Origin of the sequence: Mycolicibacterium sichuanense (assembly GCF_033741125.1) — a bacterium.
GTDB lineage: Bacteria > Actinomycetota > Actinomycetes > Mycobacteriales > Mycobacteriaceae > Mycobacterium.
Genome location: NZ_JAWQPU010000002.1, coordinates 404,777 through 427,789, shown reverse-complemented (window position 1 = coordinate 427,789; position 23,013 = coordinate 404,777). Strand labels below are relative to the sequence as shown.

23 protein-coding genes and 1 pseudogene are annotated in these 23,013 nt (G+C 67.8%); 10 read left to right on the top strand and 14 right to left on the bottom strand.

Translation table 11 applies throughout. The features are described 5' to 3' along the window. Window positions 1-131 precede the first annotated feature (131 nt). On the top strand, window positions 132-692 hold the full coding sequence (locus SBI80_RS08935; protein ID WP_318974103.1) for a rhodanese-like domain-containing protein: 561 nt from the start codon (window positions 132-134) through the stop codon (window positions 690-692). 276 nt (window positions 693-968) lie between these two features. Here the strand turns inward: SBI80_RS08935 and SBI80_RS08930 are convergent, their stop codons facing one another. The 9 genes from SBI80_RS08930 to SBI80_RS08890 form a co-directional block, all read right to left on the bottom strand. Then, window positions 969-1,238 carry a metal-sensitive transcriptional regulator gene (locus tag SBI80_RS08930; RefSeq protein WP_318974102.1) on the bottom strand — a complete coding sequence of 90 codons (270 nt, stop codon included), beginning with the start codon at window positions 1,236-1,238 and terminating at the stop codon, window positions 969-971. Between the two features lie 99 nt (window positions 1,239-1,337). Then, entirely contained in the window at window positions 1,338-2,204 is an 867-nt protein-coding gene (gene lgt, locus SBI80_RS08925; RefSeq protein ID WP_318974101.1) for a prolipoprotein diacylglyceryl transferase, read from the bottom strand. 255 nt (window positions 2,205-2,459) lie between these two features. Then, window positions 2,460-3,686 (bottom strand): chloride channel protein, encoded by a 1,227-nt coding sequence (locus SBI80_RS08920; protein ID WP_318974100.1) that lies wholly within the window; start codon window positions 3,684-3,686, stop codon window positions 2,460-2,462. 82 nt (window positions 3,687-3,768) lie between these two features. Further along, complete coding sequence (locus tag SBI80_RS08915) at window positions 3,769-4,251, bottom strand: hypothetical protein (protein ID WP_318974099.1); 483 nt, start codon at window positions 4,249-4,251, stop codon at window positions 3,769-3,771. Beyond that, window positions 4,248-4,610, bottom strand: a complete 363-nt coding sequence (locus SBI80_RS08910; protein ID WP_318974098.1) for a DsrE family protein — start codon at window positions 4,608-4,610, stop codon at window positions 4,248-4,250. The genes SBI80_RS08915 and SBI80_RS08910 overlap by 4 nt, the downstream gene beginning before the upstream one ends. A 75-nt stretch (window positions 4,611-4,685) precedes the next feature. Then, on the bottom strand, window positions 4,686-5,954 hold the full coding sequence (locus SBI80_RS08905) for a L,D-transpeptidase (protein ID WP_318974097.1): 1,269 nt from the start codon (window positions 5,952-5,954) through the stop codon (window positions 4,686-4,688). After that, entirely contained in the window at window positions 5,954-6,721 is a 768-nt protein-coding gene (locus SBI80_RS08900) for a class I SAM-dependent methyltransferase (RefSeq protein ID WP_318974096.1), read from the bottom strand. The genes SBI80_RS08905 and SBI80_RS08900 overlap by 1 nt, the downstream gene beginning before the upstream one ends. 7 nt (window positions 6,722-6,728) lie before the next feature. Next, complete coding sequence (locus SBI80_RS08895; RefSeq protein WP_318974095.1) at window positions 6,729-7,931, bottom strand: NAD(P)/FAD-dependent oxidoreductase; 1,203 nt, start codon at window positions 7,929-7,931, stop codon at window positions 6,729-6,731. A gap of 41 nt (window positions 7,932-7,972) precedes the next feature. Beyond that, window positions 7,973-9,346 carry an MBL fold metallo-hydrolase gene (locus SBI80_RS08890; RefSeq protein ID WP_318974094.1) on the bottom strand — a complete coding sequence of 458 codons (1,374 nt, stop codon included), beginning with the start codon at window positions 9,344-9,346 and terminating at the stop codon, window positions 7,973-7,975. Window positions 9,347-9,476: 130 nt separating this feature from the next. Here SBI80_RS08890 and SBI80_RS08885 point away from each other — a divergent pair, with 130 nt between their 5' ends. The 6 genes from SBI80_RS08885 to SBI80_RS08860 are packed head-to-tail and all read left to right on the top strand — an operon-like array spanning window position 9,477 to window position 14,400. Further along, complete coding sequence (locus SBI80_RS08885) at window positions 9,477-10,262, top strand: GntR family transcriptional regulator (RefSeq protein WP_318974093.1); 786 nt, start codon at window positions 9,477-9,479, stop codon at window positions 10,260-10,262. Between the two features lie 28 nt (window positions 10,263-10,290). Continuing rightward, the gene (locus tag SBI80_RS08880) at window positions 10,291-10,629 is read left to right on the top strand and encodes a rhodanese-like domain-containing protein (protein ID WP_318974092.1); all 339 of its coding nucleotides are present in this window, start codon (window positions 10,291-10,293) and stop codon (window positions 10,627-10,629) included. 1 nt (window position 10,630) lies between these two features. Then, window positions 10,631-11,479, top strand: coding sequence for a sulfite exporter TauE/SafE family protein (locus tag SBI80_RS08875; RefSeq protein ID WP_318974091.1), 849 nt, complete (start codon window positions 10,631-10,633; stop codon window positions 11,477-11,479). 50 nt (window positions 11,480-11,529) lie between these two features. Beyond that, window positions 11,530-12,615, top strand: coding sequence for a sulfite oxidase (locus SBI80_RS08870; RefSeq protein WP_318974090.1), 1,086 nt, complete (start codon window positions 11,530-11,532; stop codon window positions 12,613-12,615). A 28-nt stretch (window positions 12,616-12,643) separates the two neighbouring features. Further along, on the top strand, window positions 12,644-13,444 hold the full coding sequence (locus tag SBI80_RS08865) for a DsbA family protein (protein ID WP_318974089.1): 801 nt from the start codon (window positions 12,644-12,646) through the stop codon (window positions 13,442-13,444). Beyond that, entirely contained in the window at window positions 13,441-14,400 is a 960-nt protein-coding gene (locus SBI80_RS08860; RefSeq protein WP_318974088.1) for a cytochrome c biogenesis CcdA family protein, read from the top strand. Before SBI80_RS08865 ends, SBI80_RS08860 begins: the two co-directional genes overlap by 4 nt. A gap of 468 nt (window positions 14,401-14,868) precedes the next feature. Here the strand turns inward: SBI80_RS08860 and SBI80_RS08855 are convergent. Beyond that, window positions 14,869-14,985: pseudogene (locus tag SBI80_RS08855) on the bottom strand (ATP-dependent DNA ligase); the annotation flags it as partial. A gap of 460 nt (window positions 14,986-15,445) precedes the next feature. Here SBI80_RS08855 and SBI80_RS08850 point away from each other — a divergent pair. After that, entirely contained in the window at window positions 15,446-16,708 is a 1,263-nt protein-coding gene (locus SBI80_RS08850; RefSeq protein WP_318974087.1) for an APC family permease, read from the top strand. Window positions 16,709-16,739: 31 nt separating this feature from the next. On the opposite strand, the gene SBI80_RS08845 is transcribed toward SBI80_RS08850, so the two are convergent. Further along, window positions 16,740-17,039, bottom strand: coding sequence for an Rv3488 family transcriptional regulator (locus SBI80_RS08845; RefSeq protein ID WP_318974086.1), 300 nt, complete (start codon window positions 17,037-17,039; stop codon window positions 16,740-16,742). A gap of 170 nt (window positions 17,040-17,209) precedes the next feature. On the opposite strand from SBI80_RS08845, the gene SBI80_RS08840 reads away from it, so the two are divergent. After that, complete coding sequence (locus tag SBI80_RS08840; protein WP_318974085.1) at window positions 17,210-18,277, top strand: ATP-dependent DNA ligase; 1,068 nt, start codon at window positions 17,210-17,212, stop codon at window positions 18,275-18,277. Between the two features lie 53 nt (window positions 18,278-18,330). After that, window positions 18,331-18,741, top strand: a complete 411-nt coding sequence (locus SBI80_RS08835) for an MmpS family transport accessory protein (RefSeq protein ID WP_318974084.1) — start codon at window positions 18,331-18,333, stop codon at window positions 18,739-18,741. Here the strand turns inward: SBI80_RS08835 and SBI80_RS08830 are convergent. The 3 genes from SBI80_RS08830 to SBI80_RS08820 are packed head-to-tail and all read right to left on the bottom strand — an operon-like array spanning window position 18,738 to window position 23,007. After that, on the bottom strand, window positions 18,738-20,450 hold the full coding sequence (locus SBI80_RS08830) for a diol dehydratase reactivase ATPase-like domain-containing protein (protein ID WP_318974083.1): 1,713 nt from the start codon (window positions 20,448-20,450) through the stop codon (window positions 18,738-18,740). The genes SBI80_RS08835 and SBI80_RS08830 overlap by 4 nt on opposite strands. Continuing rightward, entirely contained in the window at window positions 20,447-20,782 is a 336-nt protein-coding gene (locus tag SBI80_RS08825; RefSeq protein ID WP_318974082.1) for a diol dehydratase small subunit, read from the bottom strand. The genes SBI80_RS08830 and SBI80_RS08825 overlap by 4 nt, the downstream gene beginning before the upstream one ends. Further along, the gene (locus tag SBI80_RS08820) at window positions 20,779-23,007 is read right to left on the bottom strand and encodes a propanediol/glycerol family dehydratase large subunit (protein ID WP_318974386.1); all 2,229 of its coding nucleotides are present in this window, start codon (window positions 23,005-23,007) and stop codon (window positions 20,779-20,781) included. Before SBI80_RS08820 ends, SBI80_RS08825 begins: the two co-directional genes overlap by 4 nt. Between the last annotated feature and the right edge of the window lie 6 nt (window positions 23,008-23,013).

The following is a 23,013-nucleotide window of genomic DNA, read 5'->3' as shown; positions in this document are numbered from 1 at the left end:
GCGCGCACTTGCCATACCCCACCCAGTATGCAAACCTTGAGCCGGAACATACCCCCAGGGGTGTTTCGTAGTGGCACGGTTATCCCGGTATCGGGGCATTGCATACCAAGAGGATCAAGATGAGCCCATCCATGACCGTCGCAGCGACCGACCTGAGGGGACTGCTGGAATCCGCGGCGCGCCTCCGTCTGCTCGACGTTCGAACGCCCGGCGAGTTCGAATCGTCGCACATCCCCGGCGCCCATAACGTGCCCCTGGATCTACTGCGGGAACACCGGGACGAGATTCGTCGCCATCTCGACGAGGACGTCGTGCTGGTATGCCGATCGGGTCAGCGGGCAGCTCAGGCGGAGGAATCACTGCGCGCAGCGGGACTATCGAACGTTCACGTCCTCGGCGGCGGCATGACTGCCTGGGAAGGCAACGGTTACGACGTCAATCGGGGGGCGCAGAAGTGGGAGTTGGAACGGCAGGTCCGCCTGGTCGCCGGTTCGATTGTCCTGGCTAGCGTGCTCGGGAGTCTCGCGGTGCCGCGGCTCAAGTGGCTGGCTGCGGGGATCGGTGGCGGGTTGACCTTCGCAGCAGTGTCCAATACGTGCGCGATGGGCATGATGTTGGCCAAGCTGCCCTACAACAGGGGCGCGGTATGCGATGTGCAATCGATCGTGGCCCAGCTGGTTGCTTCTCGATGACTCGGCACAATGCTCAGTGGTCGCAGAGCATCGCTGCGACAACGGGTGCCGCGGCGATGAGACTCTTCGCCGCAACGGGGTGCATCCGCCTGTACCAACGTTGGGCCTGGCCCACGGTGCGGGTGACGCAGTAGGCAGCCGACCGCTACTCTGCGATCGCAATGAGGTCGGGCGAATTACGGTGAAGTTCAACGAATCTGACAGCTGCGCCATGCGCGCGGGTGTTACTGCGCATCCGTGTGATCAGTCCGTGAATCCGTCGTGCGATGAGCGCCGTCAGGCCAGTGCGAGAAAGAGCTTCTCGAGTTCGGCTTCGGTCAACGGTTGCCCGCCGTCTGGTGTTTCCCCGATGAGGCAGTGGCGCATTCCTGTCGCGACGATCTTGAATCCTGCTTTATCCAGCGCTCGAGACACCGCCGCCAACTGTGTGACGACGTCCTTGCACTCGCGTCCCTGCTCGACCATCGAGATGACCCCAGCCAGTTGGCCGTGAGCGCGCCGTAGGCGGTTGAGGATGAGCGCCACGCTGTCATCATCATCGACCATGTCCGTAACCCCGATGTCGTCATGACGTCCGTCGATGCGGTCGTCCCGAAGTCCAGGATACCCAATGGGGTATACCCAACGCTTAGGGCCGTGGTCATGTCAGTTCGTCGTGTCGACCGCGGGTGGCCCGTTACGCATCACCTTGTCGACGGCATCGCGGTTCTCGGTGACGGCCTGGGTACGGCGCGGCCACGCGAGCACCGTCAGCGCTGCGAGGAAAACGACCACTGACGTCCAGTCATTCAGCCGCAACCCAAGGAAATGATTCGCGTGATCGACGCGCAACGCCTCGATCGCGCCGCGCCCCACGGTGTACGCGGCGACGTACAGCGCGAACAGTCTCCCCCGGGCCACGGAGAATCTCCGGTCCACCCACAACAGCAGCACCGCGACGGCGACGTTCCACACCGATTCGTAGAGGAACGTCGGGTGATACAGGCCGATCATCGGGGTGTCAGCAGGGCGGTGGGCGGGATCGATCTCCAGTGCCCACGGCAGGGTCGTGGGACGTCCAAAGAGTTCTTGGTTGAAGTAGTTTCCCCATCGGCCGATCGCCTGGGCCAATACCAAGCCCGGCGCCAAGGCGTCGCCGAAGTCCAGCAGGTCGATGCTGCGGCGTCGACAACCAATCCAGGCACCCACTGCGCCGAGGGCGACCGCCCCCCAGATCCCTAGGCCGCCGTCCCAGATGAAGAACGCCCGCAACGGGTCGCGCCCCGGTAGGAAGTACAGCTCGGGATCGGTGATGACGTGGTAGAGGCGTCCGCCGACGATGCCGAACGGGACGGCCCACAACGCGACGTCTACGACGTCCTCGGATTTACCCCCACGGGCCGTCCACCGCCGTTGGGTCAGCCAGATCGCGACGACGATCCCGGCGATGATGCACAACGCATACGCCCGGATCGGGATCGGCCCCAGATGCCAGACACCCTGAACCGGGCTGGGCAGATACGCCAGAGTCACGGTCGCTTCACCTTCCTCACGTCCCCACCACGATGCCCGGCTCGTCCAACCGCATCTCGACGCGACACCTGCGTCAACCTAGCGGATCGACCAAACCCCATGAAAATCCAGGTATTTGACATCGACATCCCAGGATCAGTTGCGGCAGGCGAGGCCACGGCCAAGGAACAGCGGTGTGCCTGGCTAGTGCGCAACGACCCGGAAGCGACGCCCAACGCGGGACTCGATGCCTTGGTCGCCGTCGACTGGTGCCGTTCATCGAGCGCACCGCCACAGCAGCTTGCCGACGACGTGCGCGCCGGCAGCGACCCCGACGAGCACCCCGTACATCTGAGTTGGTGGGTGGGTGAGTTCGGCGGTGAATACCGCGGCGAAGAGAGGCGCCTTCTGAGTGACTGCGAGCATCGCAGCACCTCCCGCCAGAGCCATGATGGGAACGCTGGCATGCCCCCCGAACTGATCGACGGTGAGGGCGATCAACGCGCCAGCGGCGGCGCCGGTCGACAGCGCGGGGGTGATCATTCCGCCCACCGCTCCCGCCCGTAGGAACAAAGCGGTGAGCACCGGCTTGAGCACGACGGCGAGGGTGAGTGCTACCAGTGGGCCTGCACCATTGAGGCTTTCGAGCACGATGCTCTTGCCGTTGCCCGGCAACTGCGGCAGCCACGTCGATGCCGCTCCCGTGGTCAGACCCGCCAGCCCCACGGTCCCGATCAGCGTCCAGGACGCCGGCGTGATCGGTGGTTTGGCGCGCTCGGTGAGCCAGATGAAGGCACCGCCGAGAACGGCAGCGACCGGGATCACGGACACGGCGAGCGATGCTGTGCCCGACGTGAAATCCGTTGCTGGCCAGTCGAACGTAGCGGCACCGTGAGTGAGAGGCCATACGGTCACCGTCGCGATGCTCGACGTGGCGGTGGCGACGAGGATGGCTTGCGGCCGCCAGGTGCGCAATACGATGCCGCAGGCGAAGAGGGCACCGGCGGCCGGCACGTTGTACACCGCCGCAAGCCCTGCCCCAGCAGCCCCGCCCAGGAGCATCCGTCGTTGCGCAGGAGGAATGGAGCCGGTGCGGATGAACAGTCCGGTACCGACCGCGGCGAGCATCCGGGGCGCTTGCTCTCGACCGAGCGAGGCGCCGGAGCCCACGGCGAGCACCTGCAGTAGCGCATCACCCACCAGGAGAAGCGCCGGGAACGGGCGACCCACGCGGATCGAATCATCCAGTGCTGGTACTGAAGTCGTGCGACGCAACAGCCACCACCCCAGTCCTGCCAGAGCGCACCCCAGGGTAGGGCCGAGGATCCTGCGTTCGCTGGACGCGGCGATGATGCCCGCCACCAGCGGCCCCTGGTCGTAGCCGTAGACGAGGTGTTGCACGGCACGGACCAGCCACGTCACCGATCCACCGATCAGTCCGCTGAACACGCCGGTGACCAGGATCGCGGCACCGAAGGCCAAAGGGCTTCTCAGATGTCTCATGTCGCTTCGGCGCTGAACGCCACGTTCCCACCTCCCTGCCGCGAGGACGCCCGGCGACACCCTGGAGCTGCCCCTGGCCCAATCACGACCGTGCGCGTTGCGGCATGCGGCACGCCTGTTCGGTGCGCAGCCGGGCACGCAACGCCCAGCCGAGCAGGAGCAGCCCCGCGACCGACAGCACGGGCTGCACGGGTTGGAACCATCGCAGCGCACCGCTGGTGCCCAACGCCAACAGAACCAGCTTGTTGCACACCGGGCAGCCGACGGCGAAGAAGCTGAGGAGCCCGCCGACACCCCCGGCACGCGACGCCGAGCGGTCGGACCCGGTGGCGGGCGGCGTGGCGACGTAGGTGGCGACCAGAAGTCCCGTCAACGTCGCGGTCAGCATGAGGACCGGCCAGGACCACCAGGTCGGCGGTACCTCGCGGGAGAACAGCGGGGTGTCGATGAGGTCGGTGGGCACGCCGACCAACACGATGGTCGCCAGCGCGGCGGCGCCGGCGGCGATCCACCGCCGGCGGGGCCAGGTAAGCAACGGCCGCAGGGGAATTGCTGAGACGGTCATGGGCGCAGATAGGCCCAACCGGCCCATTGGCGTTGCGCGAGGTGCACTACCGCGGCCGCGACGACGCGGGCGGCGGGGTGCAGCTCGGTGGACTCCACCCCTTGGGCGGCCATGGTGTTGGCGCAGGCACTGAATTCGACTGCCCCGAGCGCGTACAGCTCGCTGACCTGGCCGTGCAGAATCGAGTCGGCGAGGACCAGACTCAACGCGGGGCCGTTGACCACGACGTCGACCCGACGGCCGCCGCCGGCGGCGGCGGTGAAGTTGGCCGCATAGCGCAAGGCCGTGCGCCAATCGTCTTCCGCACCGCTGCTCAGGTGGATGACGAGCCCGGGCTGATCATCGTCGTCAGTGGCCATCGTCGTTCTCCTTGCTGGTCTGGGCGGTGCGGGAACCTCGAGTGCGTCGACCTGGCCAGCGTGGTGGTCGCCAGGTCATGGAGAGTTGGGCGTCTGACCGGCGCGGGAGACCACGCCTGCTGGCGGGACCGCCGACATCGCCCTCCAGTCGTCCCAATTCACTACCCAGTCCCAGATGTCGCCATCGGCGTAGGACAGCTCGACCGAAGTGCCGGTGACCTCGACGGGGTCTCCGTAGATGGCGGTGTCGAAGTACTGCTGGGCATTGTCGGTCGAGAGGTTGATGCAGCCATTGGTCACGTTGCTGCTGCCCTGCACTCCGGTGGTGCTGGGATTGGCGTGAATGAACTCACCGTTGTTGGAGATTCGGACTGCGAAGCGTTCGTGCGCGTCGAAGTACCCGGCGGCGGGGTTGGACATGTAGAAGTCCTCGTACTTTTCGCTGACGACGTGGATGCCGCTGCGGGTGATGTTGCGTGGCAGGTCGGCCTCCCCGTAGCTGGCGGGCAGGTCGAGGATGACGCCGGCGTCGGTGAGGACCTGGATCCGGTGCGAGGAGACGTCGGCCTTGACCACCTGTCGCCTGCCGATCTCGACGTCCAACGTCGAGTTGCGGGCGCCAAATGCGCCGTCGCCGAAATCGACGCCATAGGTGGTGGCCGCGACGTGCACCTTGGTCCCGGCGGGGTAATAGTCCCGGGTACGCCAGTGCACGCGGGAGCCGCCGACTTCATCGGGCAGCCAGGCCCAGCCGCCCTCCACCGTCGGGGTGGTGGTGACGGTCAGGGCGCGTTCGACGGCGGGTTTCGCGTCATCGCCGATGGCCGCGTCGAACTGCATGATGATCGGCGCTGCGACGCCGACCACTTGGCCGTCGGTGAGTTGGAACTGCCCGTTGACTCGAGTCTGCGGATCGACGGTGGTGAAGCTCCCGGCCAGTGGGACCGCCTTGCCGTCGCGGCCGACCGCTGAGCCTGCCCAGGTGTAGGACGTGGCGTAGTCCATTGCCGCGGTGACGGTGAACGTCGTGCGATCGCGGCTGATTACACCGTTTACGGGGGCTCCGTCACTGGTGCTCAAGGTGATGCGCTGCAACCAGCCGTTGCTGACTGCGACCCCGGCGGGCATCGTGGGGGCGATGTCGCGGGCGGCGTTGGGGGGCTGATAACTGACGGCCGCAGGCGGTGGCGGTGCGGGCGGGGCACCAGCTTGTTCAGTCGTCCGGCCTCCGCAGGCCGCAAGTGCCCCAGGCGCAACCACCCCGAAGGTCAACAACGTCAGCGCGTGACGTCGGGTGACGGGCGATCGTCTGTCGATCCGGTCTGCTTCAGCGTTGGTGTGCATTACTCGACCTCGTCGAATCCTTCCCATTCAGGTGTCTGAGCAACCGTGCGCACCGGTGCTGTGCCGTGGGCGACGACGTCGCCACCCGGGGGGTCGGTGACACCGGCGTTGGCGGTGGGAGCGGGCGAAGCGGCCCGGTCTGCCGTGCGCGGCGGTGCGTCGGAACCCGCCAAGGCCATGGGCAGTGCGGTGTCCTGGCTCCACCAGCTTCGGGCGTGCAGGAGGACGTCGACGGTGTTCGTGTCCAGGTGGGCGTGAACGACGTGGGCCATTTCGTCGATGCGCATGCCAGCACAGGCGCGGGCCAGGTCGGCGATGTCGGGAAACATCACGTGCACGCCGGTGCCGTCGACGGCGACGTGGTGGGCGTGTCCGAGGTAGAGCAGGTGCCCGCCGGGCGCGAGCCACGTCCTGGCCGCGGCCAGGAGTGCGTCGAGGTCATCGATCCGCAGGTGCAGGTAGCTGACCAGGATCAGGTCGACCGGCTCGGCTGGTCGCCACCGTGTGACGTCGCCGACGTGATAGCCAACCTTGGGTCCTTCTGCTGTGGAGGCGATTTCGATGGCGACGCGGGAGAAGTCCACGGCTTGGACCGACCAGCCCGATTCGGCGAGATGGCGGGCGTGCCGTCCGAGGCCGCAGCCCAAGTCGATCGCCCGCCCCGGCGCGAGCCGGTCGATCCGAGACGTCAGCGCCGTCGAGGTGGCCGTGCAGAAGGGGTGCTCGACCCCGGCGTAGTAGGCGTCCCACGCCGACGCGATCAACATGGCCGCCCTATGCCCTGCCGGTGAGGATGAGGTTCCAGTACATCGCAGGTAGTCCCCGGCGTTTGAGGTACCACATGTCGCGGCGCTCGTGGGTGGTGTCGATGAGTGGGATCGATGGTGCGGGTTGCATGGTGTAGTCGAACTCGGCGAGCAGCATCTTGTTGCGCGCGGTGGTCAGCGGGCATGACGCGTAGCCGCCGTAGCTGGCGGTCAGTGGCTTTCCTGCCAGGCTGGCTTGCAGGTTGGCCGCGACGACCGGGGCTTGTTTGCGGATCGCGGCGCCGGTCTTGGAGTTGGGTGAGGATCCGGCGTCGCCCAAGGCAAAGACGTTGTCGAACCTGATGTGGCGCATGGTGTTCTTGTCGATCTGCACGTAGCCCCCGGGATTGTCGGGGTCGGCGAGGGGGCTGGCCTTGATCCAGTCCGGTGCGGACTGACGGGGCACCACGTGCAGCATGTCGTAACCGACCTCCTGCGTGGTCTCGGCCGCGTTGTCGGTGATCGTCACGGTGCGGGTGTCGGGGTTGACGGTGGTGACTTCGCTGTTCTTGCGGACCTCGATGCCGTACTTGGCGACCACGCGTTCCAGTTCGTCGGCGAACACCTTCACCCCGAACATGCCGGGGGTGGGAATGACCAGGATGACGCGGATGGCGTCTAGAACGCCCTGTTGGCGCCAGTAGTCCGCGGCCAGGTAGACGATCTTCTGCGGCGCCCCGGCGCACTTGATCGGGCCGGCGGGCATGGTGAAGATCGCCGTACCCGAGCGCATCTTCCGGATCAGGTCCCACGTCTTGGGGGCGAGGTCGTAGCGGTAGTTGCTGGATACCGTTGGGGTGTCCAGTGATTCGGCCATGCCGGGGATGGCGGTCCAGTCCAGCTGGATGCCAGGGCAGACCACGAGGTGGTCGTAGTGCACGGTGGTGCCCGACGCGGTGGACACAGTTTGGGCGTCGGGGTCGATCTGCTCTGCGCGGTCCTTGATCCAGCCCACGCCTTGGGGCATGACCGAGGCCTCGGTGCGCTTGCTCTCGGCTGCTGGTGCGCAGCCACCGCCGACGAGAGTCCACAACGGTTGGTAGTAGTGCGATTCGGCGGGTTCGATGATGCCGATGTCGGTCAGGCCGGCGCGCCGCAGTCGGGCGGCCAGGGAGATGCCGGCGTTGCCGCCGCCGATGACGGCGACCTGGTGGCTGATGGTGCTGGTCATGTGGAAAGACCTCCTCAGGTCGAAGCTGGTGCGGGTATGCCTCAGGACTTCTTGGTCAGCCCCGCGTCGACGGCGCTGTCGAAGGAGTCGTCGATGAAGACGACGTCACGACCGGCGCGGTCGAGCAGGCTCGCCGCGATCGAGGCGCGGTAGCCGCTGGCGCAGTGCACCCACAGTTGTCCGGGCGGCAAGGTGTCGAGTCGGTCCAGCAGGTGGTGCATGGGGACGTGTGCGGCGCCGGGGATGTGGTCAGTGGCGTATTCGTCGTCGCGGCGCACGTCGAGCAGCACCGCGTCGGATGCGGTGGCGGAGCCGGCGTCGACGAGGGCACCGGGGAGTTCGGCGAAGGTGTGCCGCGGGTAGGACGACGGTGCCGTGCCGGCGCTCAACTCCTCCGCCGATCCGGTGGCGCTGCCCTGGAGTTCGTCGACGCCGATGCGGACCAGCATCCGTTGGGCGTCGGCGACTTGCTCTGCGGATTCGCCGATCAGTGTCAGGGGTGTGCCCCAGGGCATCAGCCAGCCGACGTAGGTCGAGAACTGTTGTCCGAGTGCGATGCCCACACTGCCATGGACGTGGGACGCGGCGTAGGCGGTGCGATCCCGGAGGTCGACCACCCATTCCCCGGCATCGATGCGGTGGCGCAGTTGCTCGGCCTCCAACACCGCCGGGGGCGACAGGTCCGGTGCGGTGGGTCCGCCACGGTTGAGGCCGCCCATGTGGGCGTAATACGCCGGATAGGCGCTGAGGTTGGCGATCAGGGTGTCGACGAATGCGTCCTCGTCCTCGGTCACCAGCGCGTCGTTGCGCGTCTTCTCCTCACCGATGGTGCCGCCGTCGCCGCCGGCGGCCGACCCCGAGGAGCAGAAGCTGCCGAAGCCGTGCGTCGGATAGACCGGAGTGGCGTCGGGCAGTTCGGCGGCCAGGCGACGGGCCGAATGATATTGCGCGCGAGTCAGTTCCTCGGTCCGGTCGACGTCGACGAGGTCGGTCCGCCCGACGCTGCCGTACAGCAGCGAGCCGCCGGTGAACACTGCCGGAGTCTCGCCGCCTTCGGAGATCACATAGGACAGGTGGGTGTCGGTGTGACCGGGGGTCGCCATGACGCGGATGGTCATCGCGCCGACGGTGAGTTCATCGCCGTCGCGCACCGCGAGGCGGGCGAAGGACACCTCGTCGGCGGCGTTGACCACGTACGGGCACCCGCTGCGCATGGCCAGGTCGTAGCCGCCGGTCACGTAGTCGTTGTGGATGTGGGTCTCCACGACCATCGCGCACTGGACCCCGAGGTCGGCGAGCACCTTCTCGACGCGGTCGACGTCGCGTTGTGGGTCGACGACCACCGCGGCGGTTCCGTCGTGGACCAGATAGCTGCGGTCACCGAGATCCTCGGTAGAGATCACTTCAACCTGCACGGCAATCACTCCTTGAACGGGCGTACGGATGTACGTACATTAGGTTAGAGTAGCGGGTGTTCGCCGCGAATGCACCCTCCCGGGAGCAATCAAGGGCGGCGAGCAGTGTTTCCCGAAGTGGAGGTTCGGCGTGGCCGATGATGATCTGAGCGGTCGCATGGATCGGTCCAGCGCACTGCCGTTGTGGGCCCAGCTGCGCGACGATCTCGTCGAGCGCATCGCCGCTGGGGAGTTCACCGACGGCTTTCCCGGCGAACACGCCTTGACCGCTGCTTACGGTGTGAGTCGTCACACCGTGCGTGAGGCGCTGCGTCACCTGCGGTCCGACGGCGTGCTGATCGCCGAACGCGGCCGCGCCACCCGGTTGGCCGACGTACCGGTCATCGAGCAGCCCCTCGGAGCCTTGTACAGCCTCTTCGCCGCGGTCGAAGCCACCGGCCTGACCCAGTACAGCGTGGTACGGGCGTTGGAGATCCGCACCGACGCGGCGGTGGCCGCGACCTTGGAGATGGGCCCCGAGGCCCCCCTGGTGTATCTGGAGCGCCTCCGCATGGCCGGTGACCTACCGCTGGCGCTGGATTCCGCTTGGCTGCCCGCCGAGCTCGCCGAACCCCTTCTCGAGGCGAGCTTCACCCACACTGCGCTCTACATCGAACTCGACACGCGCTGCGGCATCCGACTCACCGGGGGCCGCGAAGACGTCACCGCGGTGGTGCCCGAACCCGCCGACGCCACCCTGCTCGATCTGGACGAGCGGTCGGCTGCACTGGCGATCAGACGCCTGAGCTTCATGGACGAACGCCCGGTGGAGCTGCGCCACACCGTAATTCGCGGTGACCGCTTCACCGTGAGTGCCCGCTTCTCACCCAGTGAGGGGTACCGGTTCCTCACCGCCGAATCATTGTCACGGAGCTAAACGTCATCACCGAGTAAAGGAGAATCGCATGGCCGAACCAGTGCAGGACGTCGACCCCGCCACCGCCCAGCAGATGATCGACGCGGGCACGGCAAGTCTGATCGACGTCCGTGAGAACGACGAATGGGCCGCAGGTCACGCGCCGAATGCGGTGCACGTGCCCCTCGGCGACCTCGATCCCTCCGCGCACACCGACATGGGGCCGCTGGTCGTGGTCTGCCGCTCGGGAGGTCGGTCGAGCAAGGCCGCTACGAAACTGGCCACTGCCGGGTTGGCGGTGCACAACCTGTCCGGAGGAATGACGGCCTGGCAGAAGGCCGGACACCCCGTTCTCCGCGACGACGGCACCCCCGGCACGGTCATCTGAGATGTCCACCGTCGCCATCGCCATCGCCTGCGGAGTCCTGATCGGCCTCTGCCTGGGCGCCCTCGGGGGCGGCGGATCCATCCTCACCGTGCCCGTGCTCGTGTCCCTGCTTCACGTGGGCCCGCAGTCCGCGACAAGCGCCTCGCTGATCATCGTGGGCATCACCTCGGTGATCGCCGCGGTCGCCCACGCCCGCGGCGGACACGTCCGGTGGAAGGCCGCGGCGGTATTCGGGATCATCGGGTCGGTCACCGCGTTCGGCGGCTCGATCCTCAACCGCGCCGTGGACCCGCAGATCCTGCTGATCGCGTTCTCTTCGCTGATGGTGGTGGCCGCGGTCGCGATGCTGCGACGCACCAGGAAATGCACTGCGCCCGAATCCGACGACCGCTCGACGACTGACGCGAAACCGGTTGCCGATGTTTCACGTTCACCAGGGGCCGTGGCCACCGTCACGAAGCCGCGGGTCACCACCGCGCAAGCCAGCAAGCTCGTCGCCGCCGCGCTGGTCGTCGGATTCCTCACCGGCTTCCTGGGCGTTGGCGGCGGCTTCCTCATCGTCCCGGCCCTGGTGCTGGCGCTGGGGTATTCGATGCCCGTCGCCGTCGGCACGTCGCTGGTCATCATCGCCATCACCAGCGCCGGCGCCTTCGCCGAACGACTCGGCACCGCCAGCATCCCCTGGCAGATCGTCATCCCCTTCACCCTGGCCGCCGTCGCCGGGTCCTTCGCCGGCACCGCGGTCAGCGACCGGATCTCCGGCAACGCCCTCACCCGCAGCTTCGCGATCCTGCTGCTCGTCATCGCGATCTACGTCGTCACCACCGCCGGCATCGAACTCGCCCGCTGATCCGGTCGACCCAACCGCGGTGTCACCCCACCCCGAGAGAGGAGCCACCGATGTGGAGCAAGCGGCCCGACACCATCGTCCACGAAGAGACACCGTTCAACGCCGAACCCGCCCCGTCGGCGTTGTCCGGGCGCGACGTCACCCCGGTGGACACCTTCTACAGCCGCAACCACGGACCCATCCCCGAACTCGCCACGGTCGACTGGCAGCTCAGGATCGACGGCCTGGTGGCCGAACCCCTGGCCCTGTCCTTCGCCGAACTGACCGGCCGCTTTCGCACCCACGCGGTGATCGCGACCCTGCAATGCGCGGGAAACCGCCGAACCGGATACAACCAAGTTCGCGACATCCCGGGAGAGGACCCCTGGGGTCCGGGAGCCACCTCCACCGCCGAATGGCGCGGAGCGCGCCTGCGCGACGTTCTCCAGGCCGCCGGCGTGAAGATCGACGCGTCGCTTCACGTGGCGTTCGGCGCCCCCGACGTCTCCGAGCTGGCCACCCCGACGCAACCCTACGGCGGGTCGATTCCGTTGACCAAGGCCATGTCCGAGGAAGTCCTGCTGGCCTGGGGGATGAACTGTCAACCCCTGCCCCGGGTACACGGCGGACCGGTACGCGTCGTGGTTCCCGGATACATCGGCGCCCGCAGCATCAAGTGGATCACGTCGATCACCGTGCAACCCGAACCGTCGGACAACTTCTTCCAGGCCACCGCCTACCGCATCCTGCCCGCCGACGCCGACCCGGACACCGCAGAGCCGGGGGACGGCATCTCCCTGTCCTCGGTCGCGCTGAACTGCGACATCCTGGCACCCGAAGACGGTGCGACGGTGCCGGCAGGACCGGTGACCCTGCGCGGCTACGCCCTGGCCGGGGACGACCGCACCGTCGAGCGCGTCGACGTGTCCTGTGACGGCGGCACCTCGTGGGCTCAAGCGGACCTGGAACCCGCGTACAGCAAGTGGAGCTGGCGGCTGTGGTCCTTCGCGCTCTGCGCGGCACCCGGAGCGCTGCACGTCACCGTCCGCGCCTGGGACAGCACCGGCTCCACCCAACCCGAATCCGCTGCGACACTGTGGAATCCGAAGGGATATGCCAACAACTCATGGGCAACCGCCACCTTCGACGTGGCGTAAGTCCACACGCAGCACGAAACGGTCAGAGATGGCCCCCCGCCGTCAACGTCACCAAGAAGGGAACCGAGTGCCTGAACACCCACCGACCGAGACGTCACGACGTCGCGACCTTGCGCTGCTCGCCGTAGCGATAGTCATCGCACTGATCATCATCACCGTTCTGGTGGTGCGACAACACGCCAGCGATACGTCCGCATCGGCGGCGGGGACATCGACCGCGACCTCAGCCGCAGTCGGCGCACCTGCTGCCGCGCCGCTCGGTCCACTAGGCGATCTGGCGCGACGCCAACCCAATGACCCCATGGCACAAGGCTCGGTCACCGCGCCTGTGACGTTCATCGAGTTCGCCGACTTCCGCTGCCCGTTCTGCGCGCAGTTCACGCGAACCACCGAACCTCAACTAGTCGACAAGTACGTCAACAGCGGCGTGCTGCGCATCGAATGGCGCGACATGCCGATCTTCGGTGAGCAGTCCATGGCCGCCGCCCGCGCCGGGCGGGCCGCCGCCGCCCAGGGTAGGTTCTGGCCGTTCGTCAACGCCGTCTACCAGGCCGCACCCCCCAAAGGCCACCCTGACCTCACCCCGGCAGCACTTCGAGAGTTCGCCCAACAGGCCGGCGTTCCCGACCTGGCACGCTTCACCGCCGACGCCGCGAGCAACACCTACGACGCCGCGATCAACGCCGACCTGCAGGTCGCCAACCGTTTTGGCATATCCTCCACGCCAGCGTTCTCCGTTCACGGCACACCGGTACTCGGAGCGCAACCGCCCGAGGTGTTCTTCACTCTGATCGACAACCTCGCCGCAGGGCGGCCCGCCAGCTCATGACGCAGATCGGCGTCCTCGGCGCCTTCCTGGGTGGCCTCCTCGCGATTCTCAGCCCATGCTCGGCACTGCTCCTCCCGTCGTTCTTCGCCTACGCGTTCGACGGCCTCGGAACGCTGCTGGCACGCACCGGGATCTTCTTCCTGGGACTGGCCGCGGTGCTGGTTCCGCTTGGCGCCGGGGTGGGTGCCTTCGGATCGGCTATCACCACCTACCGATCCCAGACCACCTTCGTCAGCGCGTGGGTCATCATCGCGTTCGGAGTGATGATCCTGATGGGCAAGGGATTCAACGTCGGAATCGCACACCGCATCACCGGCGCAACAGCCATCACCAACCGTCTGTCGGTGTTCATCCTGGGCACCGTCTACGGACTGGCGGGCTTTTGCTCCGGGCCCCTCCTGGGCGCGGTCCTGACCGTTGCGGTGGCCGGCGGCGACGCCCCGTACGGTGCGCTCCTCATGGCCATCTACGCCGCCGGGATGACGCTGCCACTCGCCGTGCTCGCAGCACTGTGGGACAAGTTCGACCTCGGGCACCGAAAGTGGTTGCGGGGGCAAGCGGTACGCGTCGGCCCGATCCACACCCACACCACCTCGCTAATCTCCGGAACGCTCTTCATAGGCATCGGAGTCCTCTTCCTGCTCACCGCTGGCACGGCAAACCTGGGCGGCTTCCTGAGCGCCGACACCGAAGTCGCGCTCCAGGGTTGGCTCGCACGCGCAACCGGAAACATCAACAATCTCGTCGTCGCACTGGCGGTGGTCCTCGTTGTGATCGGCCTCCTCATCCGACGAATCCTCCGTCGATCGAACCGAGTCGCGAGCAACTCCGCCACGGATGTGCGCGGCAACGAACCAGAACCTGCGGTTCATGAGAGCTACGAGTGCGCAAGTCCCCCTCAGCTTGGTCCGTCCGTTCACCACCCAGGGGCGGAGCGACGCATTGAGCCCAACTAGTCAACGACCCAGTTGCGGTGACTTGTCTCCCCCTTTTCGGCCAGTAATGGTGACGCGGTCCGATCAGGCAGCGCGGTATGCAGTTCGTGGGTGATTCTCGCGTAGGCGGTTACCGGCGCCCGAAGTAGCGGTGTTGAGTGCTCGACGTTCCTGGTCGGTTTTCTTCCGGTTCTCGGGCTCGTTACTTGAGACTCGAATGGACCGGCGGGAACGGGCTGGAAGCTTCTATACGACTTCGGAATTCGTCGGCGAGGTCGGTGTACTTGTGGGTGAGCACCCAGCGTTTGACGTCGGCTTTGGCGGCCAACTGCAGATCCGGATTGGCGAACAGTTCTCGCGCTTCGCTTCGCGTGGTGAGAACGTGACCGGCGCATCGTCAGCACTCAGAAAGTAATCAGCCCTCTTGATTTGTCAGAGGGGTGCGATGGCGGAGCGACCACCACACCTGGGTTGACAAGTCCAGTGAAGAAAGCCGTCCCACTTCGGCTCGTAGGACCACACCCCCGGATCGTCGGGTACCTTGCCGGCCGCCTTGGCCAGCATCGGTTCGACGGGCGGCATCACGGGTAGGTGCACGGTTCCCATACTCACGTAGACCCGGGATCGGGATCAATGTCATACCTGCGGGAGCTGGCGGCGCCGGATTGCAGTCCACTCACGGTTCGAAGTTACGCGTTCGACCTACCCGATGCCGCTTCTTGCACGTCGACCCTGTTCAGTCGAGCCGCCTCAGTGAGAGGCCCGAGAACGCCAAGCAGGGCCTCGTCGAGGCGAAGGAGCGAGCCTGGCTCAGCGAGGTCGCCGCGCTGGAGGAAGGCATCCTGGATCTCCGGGTCCGAGAATCCGAAGCAAGGCAACGGCTTTCACGAGGCATCAACCCGTTGGCCGCACAGCGACCGCATCGAGCCGTCATATCGGTGAATTCCGGCCGCGCCAGAGACGTCGGCGCCGTTGACGACCTGAACAACCGGGGTCTCGCCCGGTAACGCCTACCGATATCGGATATCGTTACCGAAGAATCGACGGCATCACGGGGCGGAGGGCGATGACGACACGGCCACAGGACGATCAGCCGCAGTTACAGCGTCGGCTGGGTGTGTTCGACGCGGTGGTGATCGGTCTTGGATCGATGATCGGGGCGGGCATCTTCGTCGCGCTGGGGCCGGCTGCGGCGGCAGCCGGGACCGGGGCGTTGGTGGGCTTGGCGGTCGCCGCGGTGGTGGCGTACTGCAACGCGACATCGTCGGCCCGGTTGGCCGCCCGATATCCCAAGTCCGGCGGCACGTACGTGTACGGGCGGGAGCGGTTGGGCGATTTCTGGGGCTATCTGGCTGGGTGGTCGTTCGTGGTCGGCAAGACCGCGTCGTGTGCGGCGATGGCATTGACCGTCGGCGCCTACGTCTGGCCCGCGTACACCCATGCGGTTGCCGTCGCTGCCGTGGTGGCGCTGACCGCGGTGAATTACCGCGGTGTGCAGAAGTCGGCGCTGCTGACCCGGGTGATCGTGGCCGTCGTCCTAGCAGTACTGGCGCTGGTGGTCGTCGCCAGCCTGTCCTCCGGACATGCCGACGCCGGCCGTCTGGAGATCGGTGCCGACATGACGGTGGGTGGGGTGTTGCAGGCGGGCGGGCTGTTGTTCTTCGCCTTCGCCGGCTATGCCCGCATCGCCACGCTTGGTGAGGAGGTCCGCGACCCGGCTCGCACCATTCCTCGGGCGATCCCGCTGGCGCTGGGGATCACCTTGGTCGTCTACACGGTGGTCGCGGTCGCGGTGCTGGCGGTGCTGGGCGCTGACCGGATGGGCTCCTCGAGTGCCCCGCTGGCCGATGCAGTCCGAGTTTCGGGTGTGGACTGGCTGGTGCCGGTGGTGCAGGCCGGCGCGGCGATCGCGGCGTTGGGATCACTGCTGGCCCTGGTCTTGGGGGTGTCGCGCACCACCTTGGCGATGGCCCGCGATCACCACTTGCCGTACGTGCTGGCCGCGGTGCACCCGCGGTTCAAGGTCCCTCATCGCGCCGAGCTGGCCGTCGGGGCGGTCGTGATCGTGGTCGCGGCGACCGTCGACGTGCGTGGCGCGATTGGCTTCTCCTCATTCGGGGTGCTGATCTATTACGCGATCGCCAATGCCGCCGCCTGGACCTTGACCCCGGATGAGGGCCGTCCTGCCCGGGTCGTGCCAATCGTCGGCGTGGCGGGCTGTGTGGTCTTGGCGTTCGCGCTACCGCTGGCCTCGGTGCTCACCGGCGCCGCCGTCATCGCGCTGGGCGCCGTGATCTACGGTCTGCGCCGAACTCTGACGCGCCGCTGACTACGGCGTGAACTGGCTCGGTGCGGGGCCGTCAATGCTCGTCGAGAACCTCACGGGCCAACTCCGCCAGGGCTTTACGGTCCTCGGCGAGCGCCTTCTTGCCCGCTTTCGTCGCCCGGTAGACCCGCCGGGTGCGACCGTCTACGACCTGCTGTTGGGAGGTGAGGAGACCGTCGGCTTCCAGACGGTGCAATGTCGGGTACAGGGTGCCGGGGCTGATGTCGTAGCCATGGCGCGCTAGCTCCTCGGTCAACCAGGCACCGTGGACGTCCTCGACCGCGGCGTGATGCAGGATGTGCAGCCGCACTGCGCCGCGCTGAAACTCTCTCATCCATCCCTCCACGCCCAGTTAGTGACGAATCCGATATCGGCATCCGATCTTACCTGCGAGAGACGACGTGGCAGGCCTTCCACCACTGCGGGTCCCGTGAACGAGAGGGACGTCTTGGCGTCCTCAACCCTTGCCGGCGCCGTGCGCATCACCTCGACGACAATGAGGCGATGGACCTCCCCGTCATGCCGCCGGTGTCGCCGATGCTGGCCAAGTCGGTTCCCGACATCCCGTCGGGCGCCTCCTACGAACCGAAGTGGGACGGGTTCCGGACGATCTGCTTCCGCGACGCCGGTGAGGTCGAGCTCGGCAGCCGCAACGAGCGGCCGCTGACGCGGTACTTCCCCGACGTCGTCGCCGCGGTGACCGCGGAGCTGCCGCCCCGCTGCGTCGTCGACGGCGAGATCGTCGTCGCCACCGACCATGGTCTGGACTTCGACGCCCTGCAGCTGCGCCTGCACCCGGCCGCCTCGCGGGTGGCGATGCTGGCCGAGCGGACACCGGCGAGTCTCATCGTCTTCGACCTGCTCGCCCTCGGCGACGACGACTACACCGGGCGGCCATTCGGCGAACGGCGCGAAGCCCTGGCGGAGGCGCTGCGCGACTCGGGTCCGTCGGTGCACCTGACCCCGGTGACCACCGACCTCGACACCGCCCGGCGGTGGTTCGACGACTTCGAGGGCGCCGGCCTCGACGGCGTCGTCGCCAAACCACTGGCGGGCACCTACCAGCCGAACAAGCGGACGATGTTCAAGATCAAGCACCAGCGCACCGCGGACTGCGTGCTCGCCGGGTACCGGTTGCACAAGTCAGGGGACGACGCGATCGGGTCACTGCTGCTTGGGCTGTACACCGACACGGGCAGGCTGGCCTCGGTCGGGGTGATCGGCGCGTTCCCGATGGCGAGGCGCAAGCAGCTGTTCATCGAATTGCAGTCGCTGGTAACCACTTTCGACGACCATCCGTGGAACTGGGCCGCGCAGCAGGAGTCGTCGGGCACCGCCCGTCGCAACCAGGGCGGTTCGCGCTGGAACGCCGGCAAGGACCTGTCGTTCGTGCCGTTGCGTCCAGAACGGGTGGTCGAGGTGCGCTACGAGCACATGGAGGGTGAGAGGTTCCGCCACATGGCGCAGTTCAATCGCTGGCGTCTGGACCGTGATCCGCGGTCGTGTACCTACGCGCAACTGGAACACCCGGTGACCTTCAGCCTTGGCGACATCGTGCCGGGGTTGGGCTGAGCTGCACGAAATTGGTGCGACGGCGCCCCGCCGGACGGTGCGAGGATGGATCGATGGCATCCTCATCGTTCGCGCGTCGACTGGGCGCGGTGGCTGTGTCGGCGGTCCTCGGCGCGGGTCTCCTGCTGATGACCCCGGGAACGGCGGCGGCCGCGGTGCCGATCACGTTCGAGTTGACCGGCACCTTCGGCGACGGCGTACAGGTGTCCTACTTCGGTCCCAACGACGAACCCGAGGTGGTGGTCGCCGGACTGCCGTGGTCGACGTCCTACGACTACGGCGGCAGTGCCCGCTTTCTGACCTTCACGGGCATCCATCCCGGCGGTGACCCGGGCTCGGTCACGTGCCGGGTGTCCATCGGCGGCCGCACGATCGTCTCGCACACCAACAACGCACCGCAGGCGGCCGGTGTCGGCGCCTACTGCAACGTCGTCGACCTCGGTTCGGGGTACCGGGGCAACTAGACCCGTCCCGCGTACAGGTGCACCAGCCCGGACGCCACGGCGTAGCGCGGGCCGTGCACGCCATCGATGCTGGCGCGTCCGACCACGACCGACGTCGACCGCAGCGCCTCGGCCACCGAGCGCAGCAGCTCGTCGTCGAGTGCTCCGCCCCCGGCCAACACCAGGGCCGTCGGCGGGTCGGCGAACGCGCGCAGACAGCGGACGACGTTGGCCGCCACCGTCTCCTGCTTGATCGCCAGACGCAGGCTGCGCCATTCCTCGGCGGCCAGCTTGTTCGAGAACGGCACCAGACCGGCGCTGCCGCGGGTGCACAGCCGGCCGATGGCGTCGGCGGCGGCCGGGTTGTCGAGGAACAACCGGCGGCCGTCCTCCTCGTGCGCGACGTGCGGTCCCTCGACCCGTAGCGCGGGCGTGCGCTTGACCCGTTCTGCCAGCGCACGGGGAACGCCGAGCACCCGGGCCACCGCCGTGGTGATGGCCTCCCCCGCGCCGGCGGCGGTCACGGCGCCGTCCGACCCGATCAGGTCGATCGTGCCGCCGCCGATGTCGCAGACCACGGTGCCGGGCGGCAGGCCGGGGGTGGTGCGGGCCCCGACGGCCGCCGCGTCGGGCTCGGTGGCGATCGTGTGGGTCGGGCGACCAGTCAGGTCCTGCAGGGTGGCGGCCGCGTCTGCGACCAGATCCGCGGCCAGCAGGGCGACGACGGTGCCCCGCGTGTCGGCGATCCCCCGGCGCAGCCACGCGCCGTGGTCGAGCGACGACAGGTCGGTGAAGAATGCGTCGTCGACGGCGATGCCGTCCTGGGCGGTGCGGATCGATCGCAGTCGGACCTCGACCACGTTGCCCGGCGGCGCCTGGCGCAGCACGCTGTGCGCCTGCGCCGGTGAGTAGCGCACCACCCGGCCATCGGCGGTGCAGTCCACGTAGTCGTCGTCGACGGACGGTGGCTCCGGTGGGCCGGTACGCGGAGTCACCGCGATGGCCGGGGAATCGGCCAGCTCGCGGGTGAACTCGGCGACGTCGCGGATCCGATCGTGACCGAGATCCAGTGCGACGCACAGCGCGATCGGATCGGCCATCTTGCGGTACGCGCGGCCCTCCGCGACCACCTCGACCGCGACCAGCGCGCCCGTCGCCACCCCGTCGAGGGCGACCTCGTCGACCACGGGTACGTCGAGGGCGATCCGGTTGCGGATCAGGACGGCGTCGTCCTGCGCGGCGATCACGCCGGCGATGTGCCAGCCGCGGTCCACCGCGGCCGAGATCTCCCTGGCCGCCACCTCGAAGTCGGTCGACTCGTCGACCGAGACGATCACCAGGCCCGCGACGACGTCGCCCGCGAGATCTATCAGCGGGACGTGCCTGCCCACCCCGAATCCCGTTCCCGCCGGGGTACTGGCGTCGACCTTGCGCAGGCTGCGCACCGGGGAGCGCGGCGAGGACGGTGGTGGCAGCGGCGCGGTCGCGGTGTCCACTGGTCGCAGCGCGGCCAGCAGCAGCTCGTCGACGGTCACGCCCGCCTGCACCTGCAGCTTGTGCAGCAGCGCAGCCGCGCCCTCCAGCGACTCCCGCGAGCCCTTGCGTCCCCGTGTCGGCGCCTGGCCGTGGGCCACCTGCGCCACCGCGCCCCCGGCGACCCGCGCCAGGACGATCTCCGTGGTGTGGTTGCCGACGTCGATCCCGGCCACCACGACCGCCTCGGTGGTCACCGCAACAGACCGCGCCTGGCGTAGACGACGGCGGCCTGGCGCACCAGTTCGGCGCAGCGGGCGGCGCCCCGCGCGTCCAGGGAGGCCCGCAGCGCCTCGAGCTCCTCGGCGGTGGAGCGGTTGGGGCGCAGCGCCTCGTAGAGCCGCATCACCTCTTCGTCGTCGATGGTCGCGAGTTCGGCTGCGCGCAGGAAGTTCTCGGCCAGCTGCGGGTTGCCGCCCTCCTCGGCGACGACGGCCTGATGCGCCAGCGTCACCGGATCCATCCGCAGGTCGGCCAGACCGAGGTTGCCGTCGACGGCTGCCTCGACCGTGAACCTCTCCTCGCTCATCGCGTCACCTCGACGGTGACGGGCGGCTGGCCGGGTTCGCTTGCCTCGCGTTCGAGCGCGACGAGCGCGACGGCGCGCGCATGATAGCGGGCCGAGATGGACTCGTCGGTGCCGCCGGTGAAGATGGGCACCGGCGCCATCCCCTTGGCGTGCCGGGCGGCATTCTTGCCCAACTCGCGATACATCTTCGCGGTCAGCAGCGGGGCGACGCTGAACAGCTCCAGATTCGCCAATGGCGCCAGATCACGACGGTGGATCAGCGCGGTTCCCTTGCCTTGCAAGCCAATTCCTATTCCCGACCCGGACAGCCTTGCGGCGGTCAATCCGATCAGACCGACGTCGATGGTCGAGCGGACCCGCACCAGCCGCGGCACGCACCCCTCCTCCTCGAGTCCCGCGGAGATCTGCCGAAGCACCTCACCGATCTCCAGACCGCACAGCGAAAGCCACACCGTCCGGCCGAACGCGGGCGACAGACCGATGCAAACCTCACGGGGATCGCGGCCCTGGCGCGCGACGTCGACATCGGTCAGCCTGAGGTGGTCACGGTGCTCGGCCTGATCGGCGGTCAGCTCCGCGGCCGTCCGCGCCTGGCGAATGGCGTCGATCTCGTCGCGCCGCTCGGTCGTCGGGGCGTACCCGGTGCCCGGCCCGGCGTAGTCGTTCGGGTCGGTGATCTTCGACAGCACCCGGAATTCATCGTCGAAGATCGCCGAGGTCTGCAGCTGGTCACCACGCAGCCGCTCGCGCGTCAACCGCATGATGGCCTGCGCCTCGGCACCATAACCCGTGCGCTCGAGCGAGGCGATCACGTCGAATACGGTCAGCTGCTTGGCCTCGATCGCGGTGGCCGCCTCGGCGACGGCCTTGGGGTCCCCGACCGAGAGGTCACGAGATCCGTTGGCCACCACCACCGCATCGACGCGCTCGTCGTCGAAGTCGGCGAGCCCGAGGTCGCGGTACACCGCCTGCACGGCGGTTGCGGCGCGGCGGCGCACCCGGGCCAGGTGCTCCACCGGCACCGTGCGCAGGCCCCCGTCGACGCCCCAGTCACGCTGCAGCACCAGGAAGTCGTCCATGTCGTCGGAGTTGAAGTTCGACAGCGCAAAGGCGTTGTCGTAGCGCGGGATCGAGCCGAAGCCGGAGAAGATGAAATCCGCACCGGCGAGCAGCACGGGCAGCGTGTGCGCGCTGCGCCTGACGTCGGACTCGGAGATGAGATTGTCGTTGCCCGCGCAGGATTCGAGATCGCGCAGCATCACCATCAGGTTCTCGGCAAGCAGCTCCTTCATGCCGTCGGGCACCGAGGCCACCACGCCGACGCCGTCGATGCCGCCGTTCTGCACGCCCTGCGAGCCAAGCGCCCGCGCCAGCGACACGCATCGTGACTCCAGGTACAGGATCGAGCACTTCTCCGCGGCACCCATCAGCACCTCTGCGCCACCCCCGCTGGTGACGCGCATCTTGAGCCCGCGCGAGGCGTAGGCCGAGGTGAGAATGGCCTTGCTGAACGGGGTGTCGTCACCGTCGACGAACACCTGCTCGGTGCCGTAGATGGAGATCGTCTCGGCGTAGCTGGTGAGTCCGCGCAGGCCGAGCCGCAGCTCGAGGGCCTCCTCGATGGAGCACTGCGCCATGGCCCCCGGGATGCCCACCTGGCTGCCGATCAGCAGCGCGACGGCGTTGGACGGCGCATCACCGAGCACCGGCACCGTGGTCTCCACCTCGCGGAAGCCGTACGCGACCGCGCTGGCCGCATCGGCGGCGATCAGCAGCGGGTCGTCGAGCTGATTGGTCACGTGGGCCTGATTACTCGGGGTGCGCCTGACCCGCATCTTCGACATCGCGGCCTGCATTTCGACCGGCGAGAGCAGCGCCACGACGCGGGCCAGCTTGGCAGGTGTGATGCCACCGACCAGCCGGACCACCTCGGCGCGGGGCACGTTGAAGTCGCACGCCATCCGGGCCAGCGTCCGGTCCTGCAGGGCCATCGCCTCCTCGGCGACGTCGAGATCCAGCCCGTAGCGCGCGATGAACTCGTCGATGACGTCGAAGTCCTCGGCGGCCTTGCCGTCGAGTTCGACCACGACCCTGCCGGTCGGACCGTTGGCCAGTACCAGCGACGGTTCCGGGTCGAACGGGCTGTGCATGGCCACCAGGCCGAGCTCGGGGTTGGCGACGCTGAAGCCGTCGAGGTTGATCGGCTTGGCGTTCAGGATCCGCATCCGCCC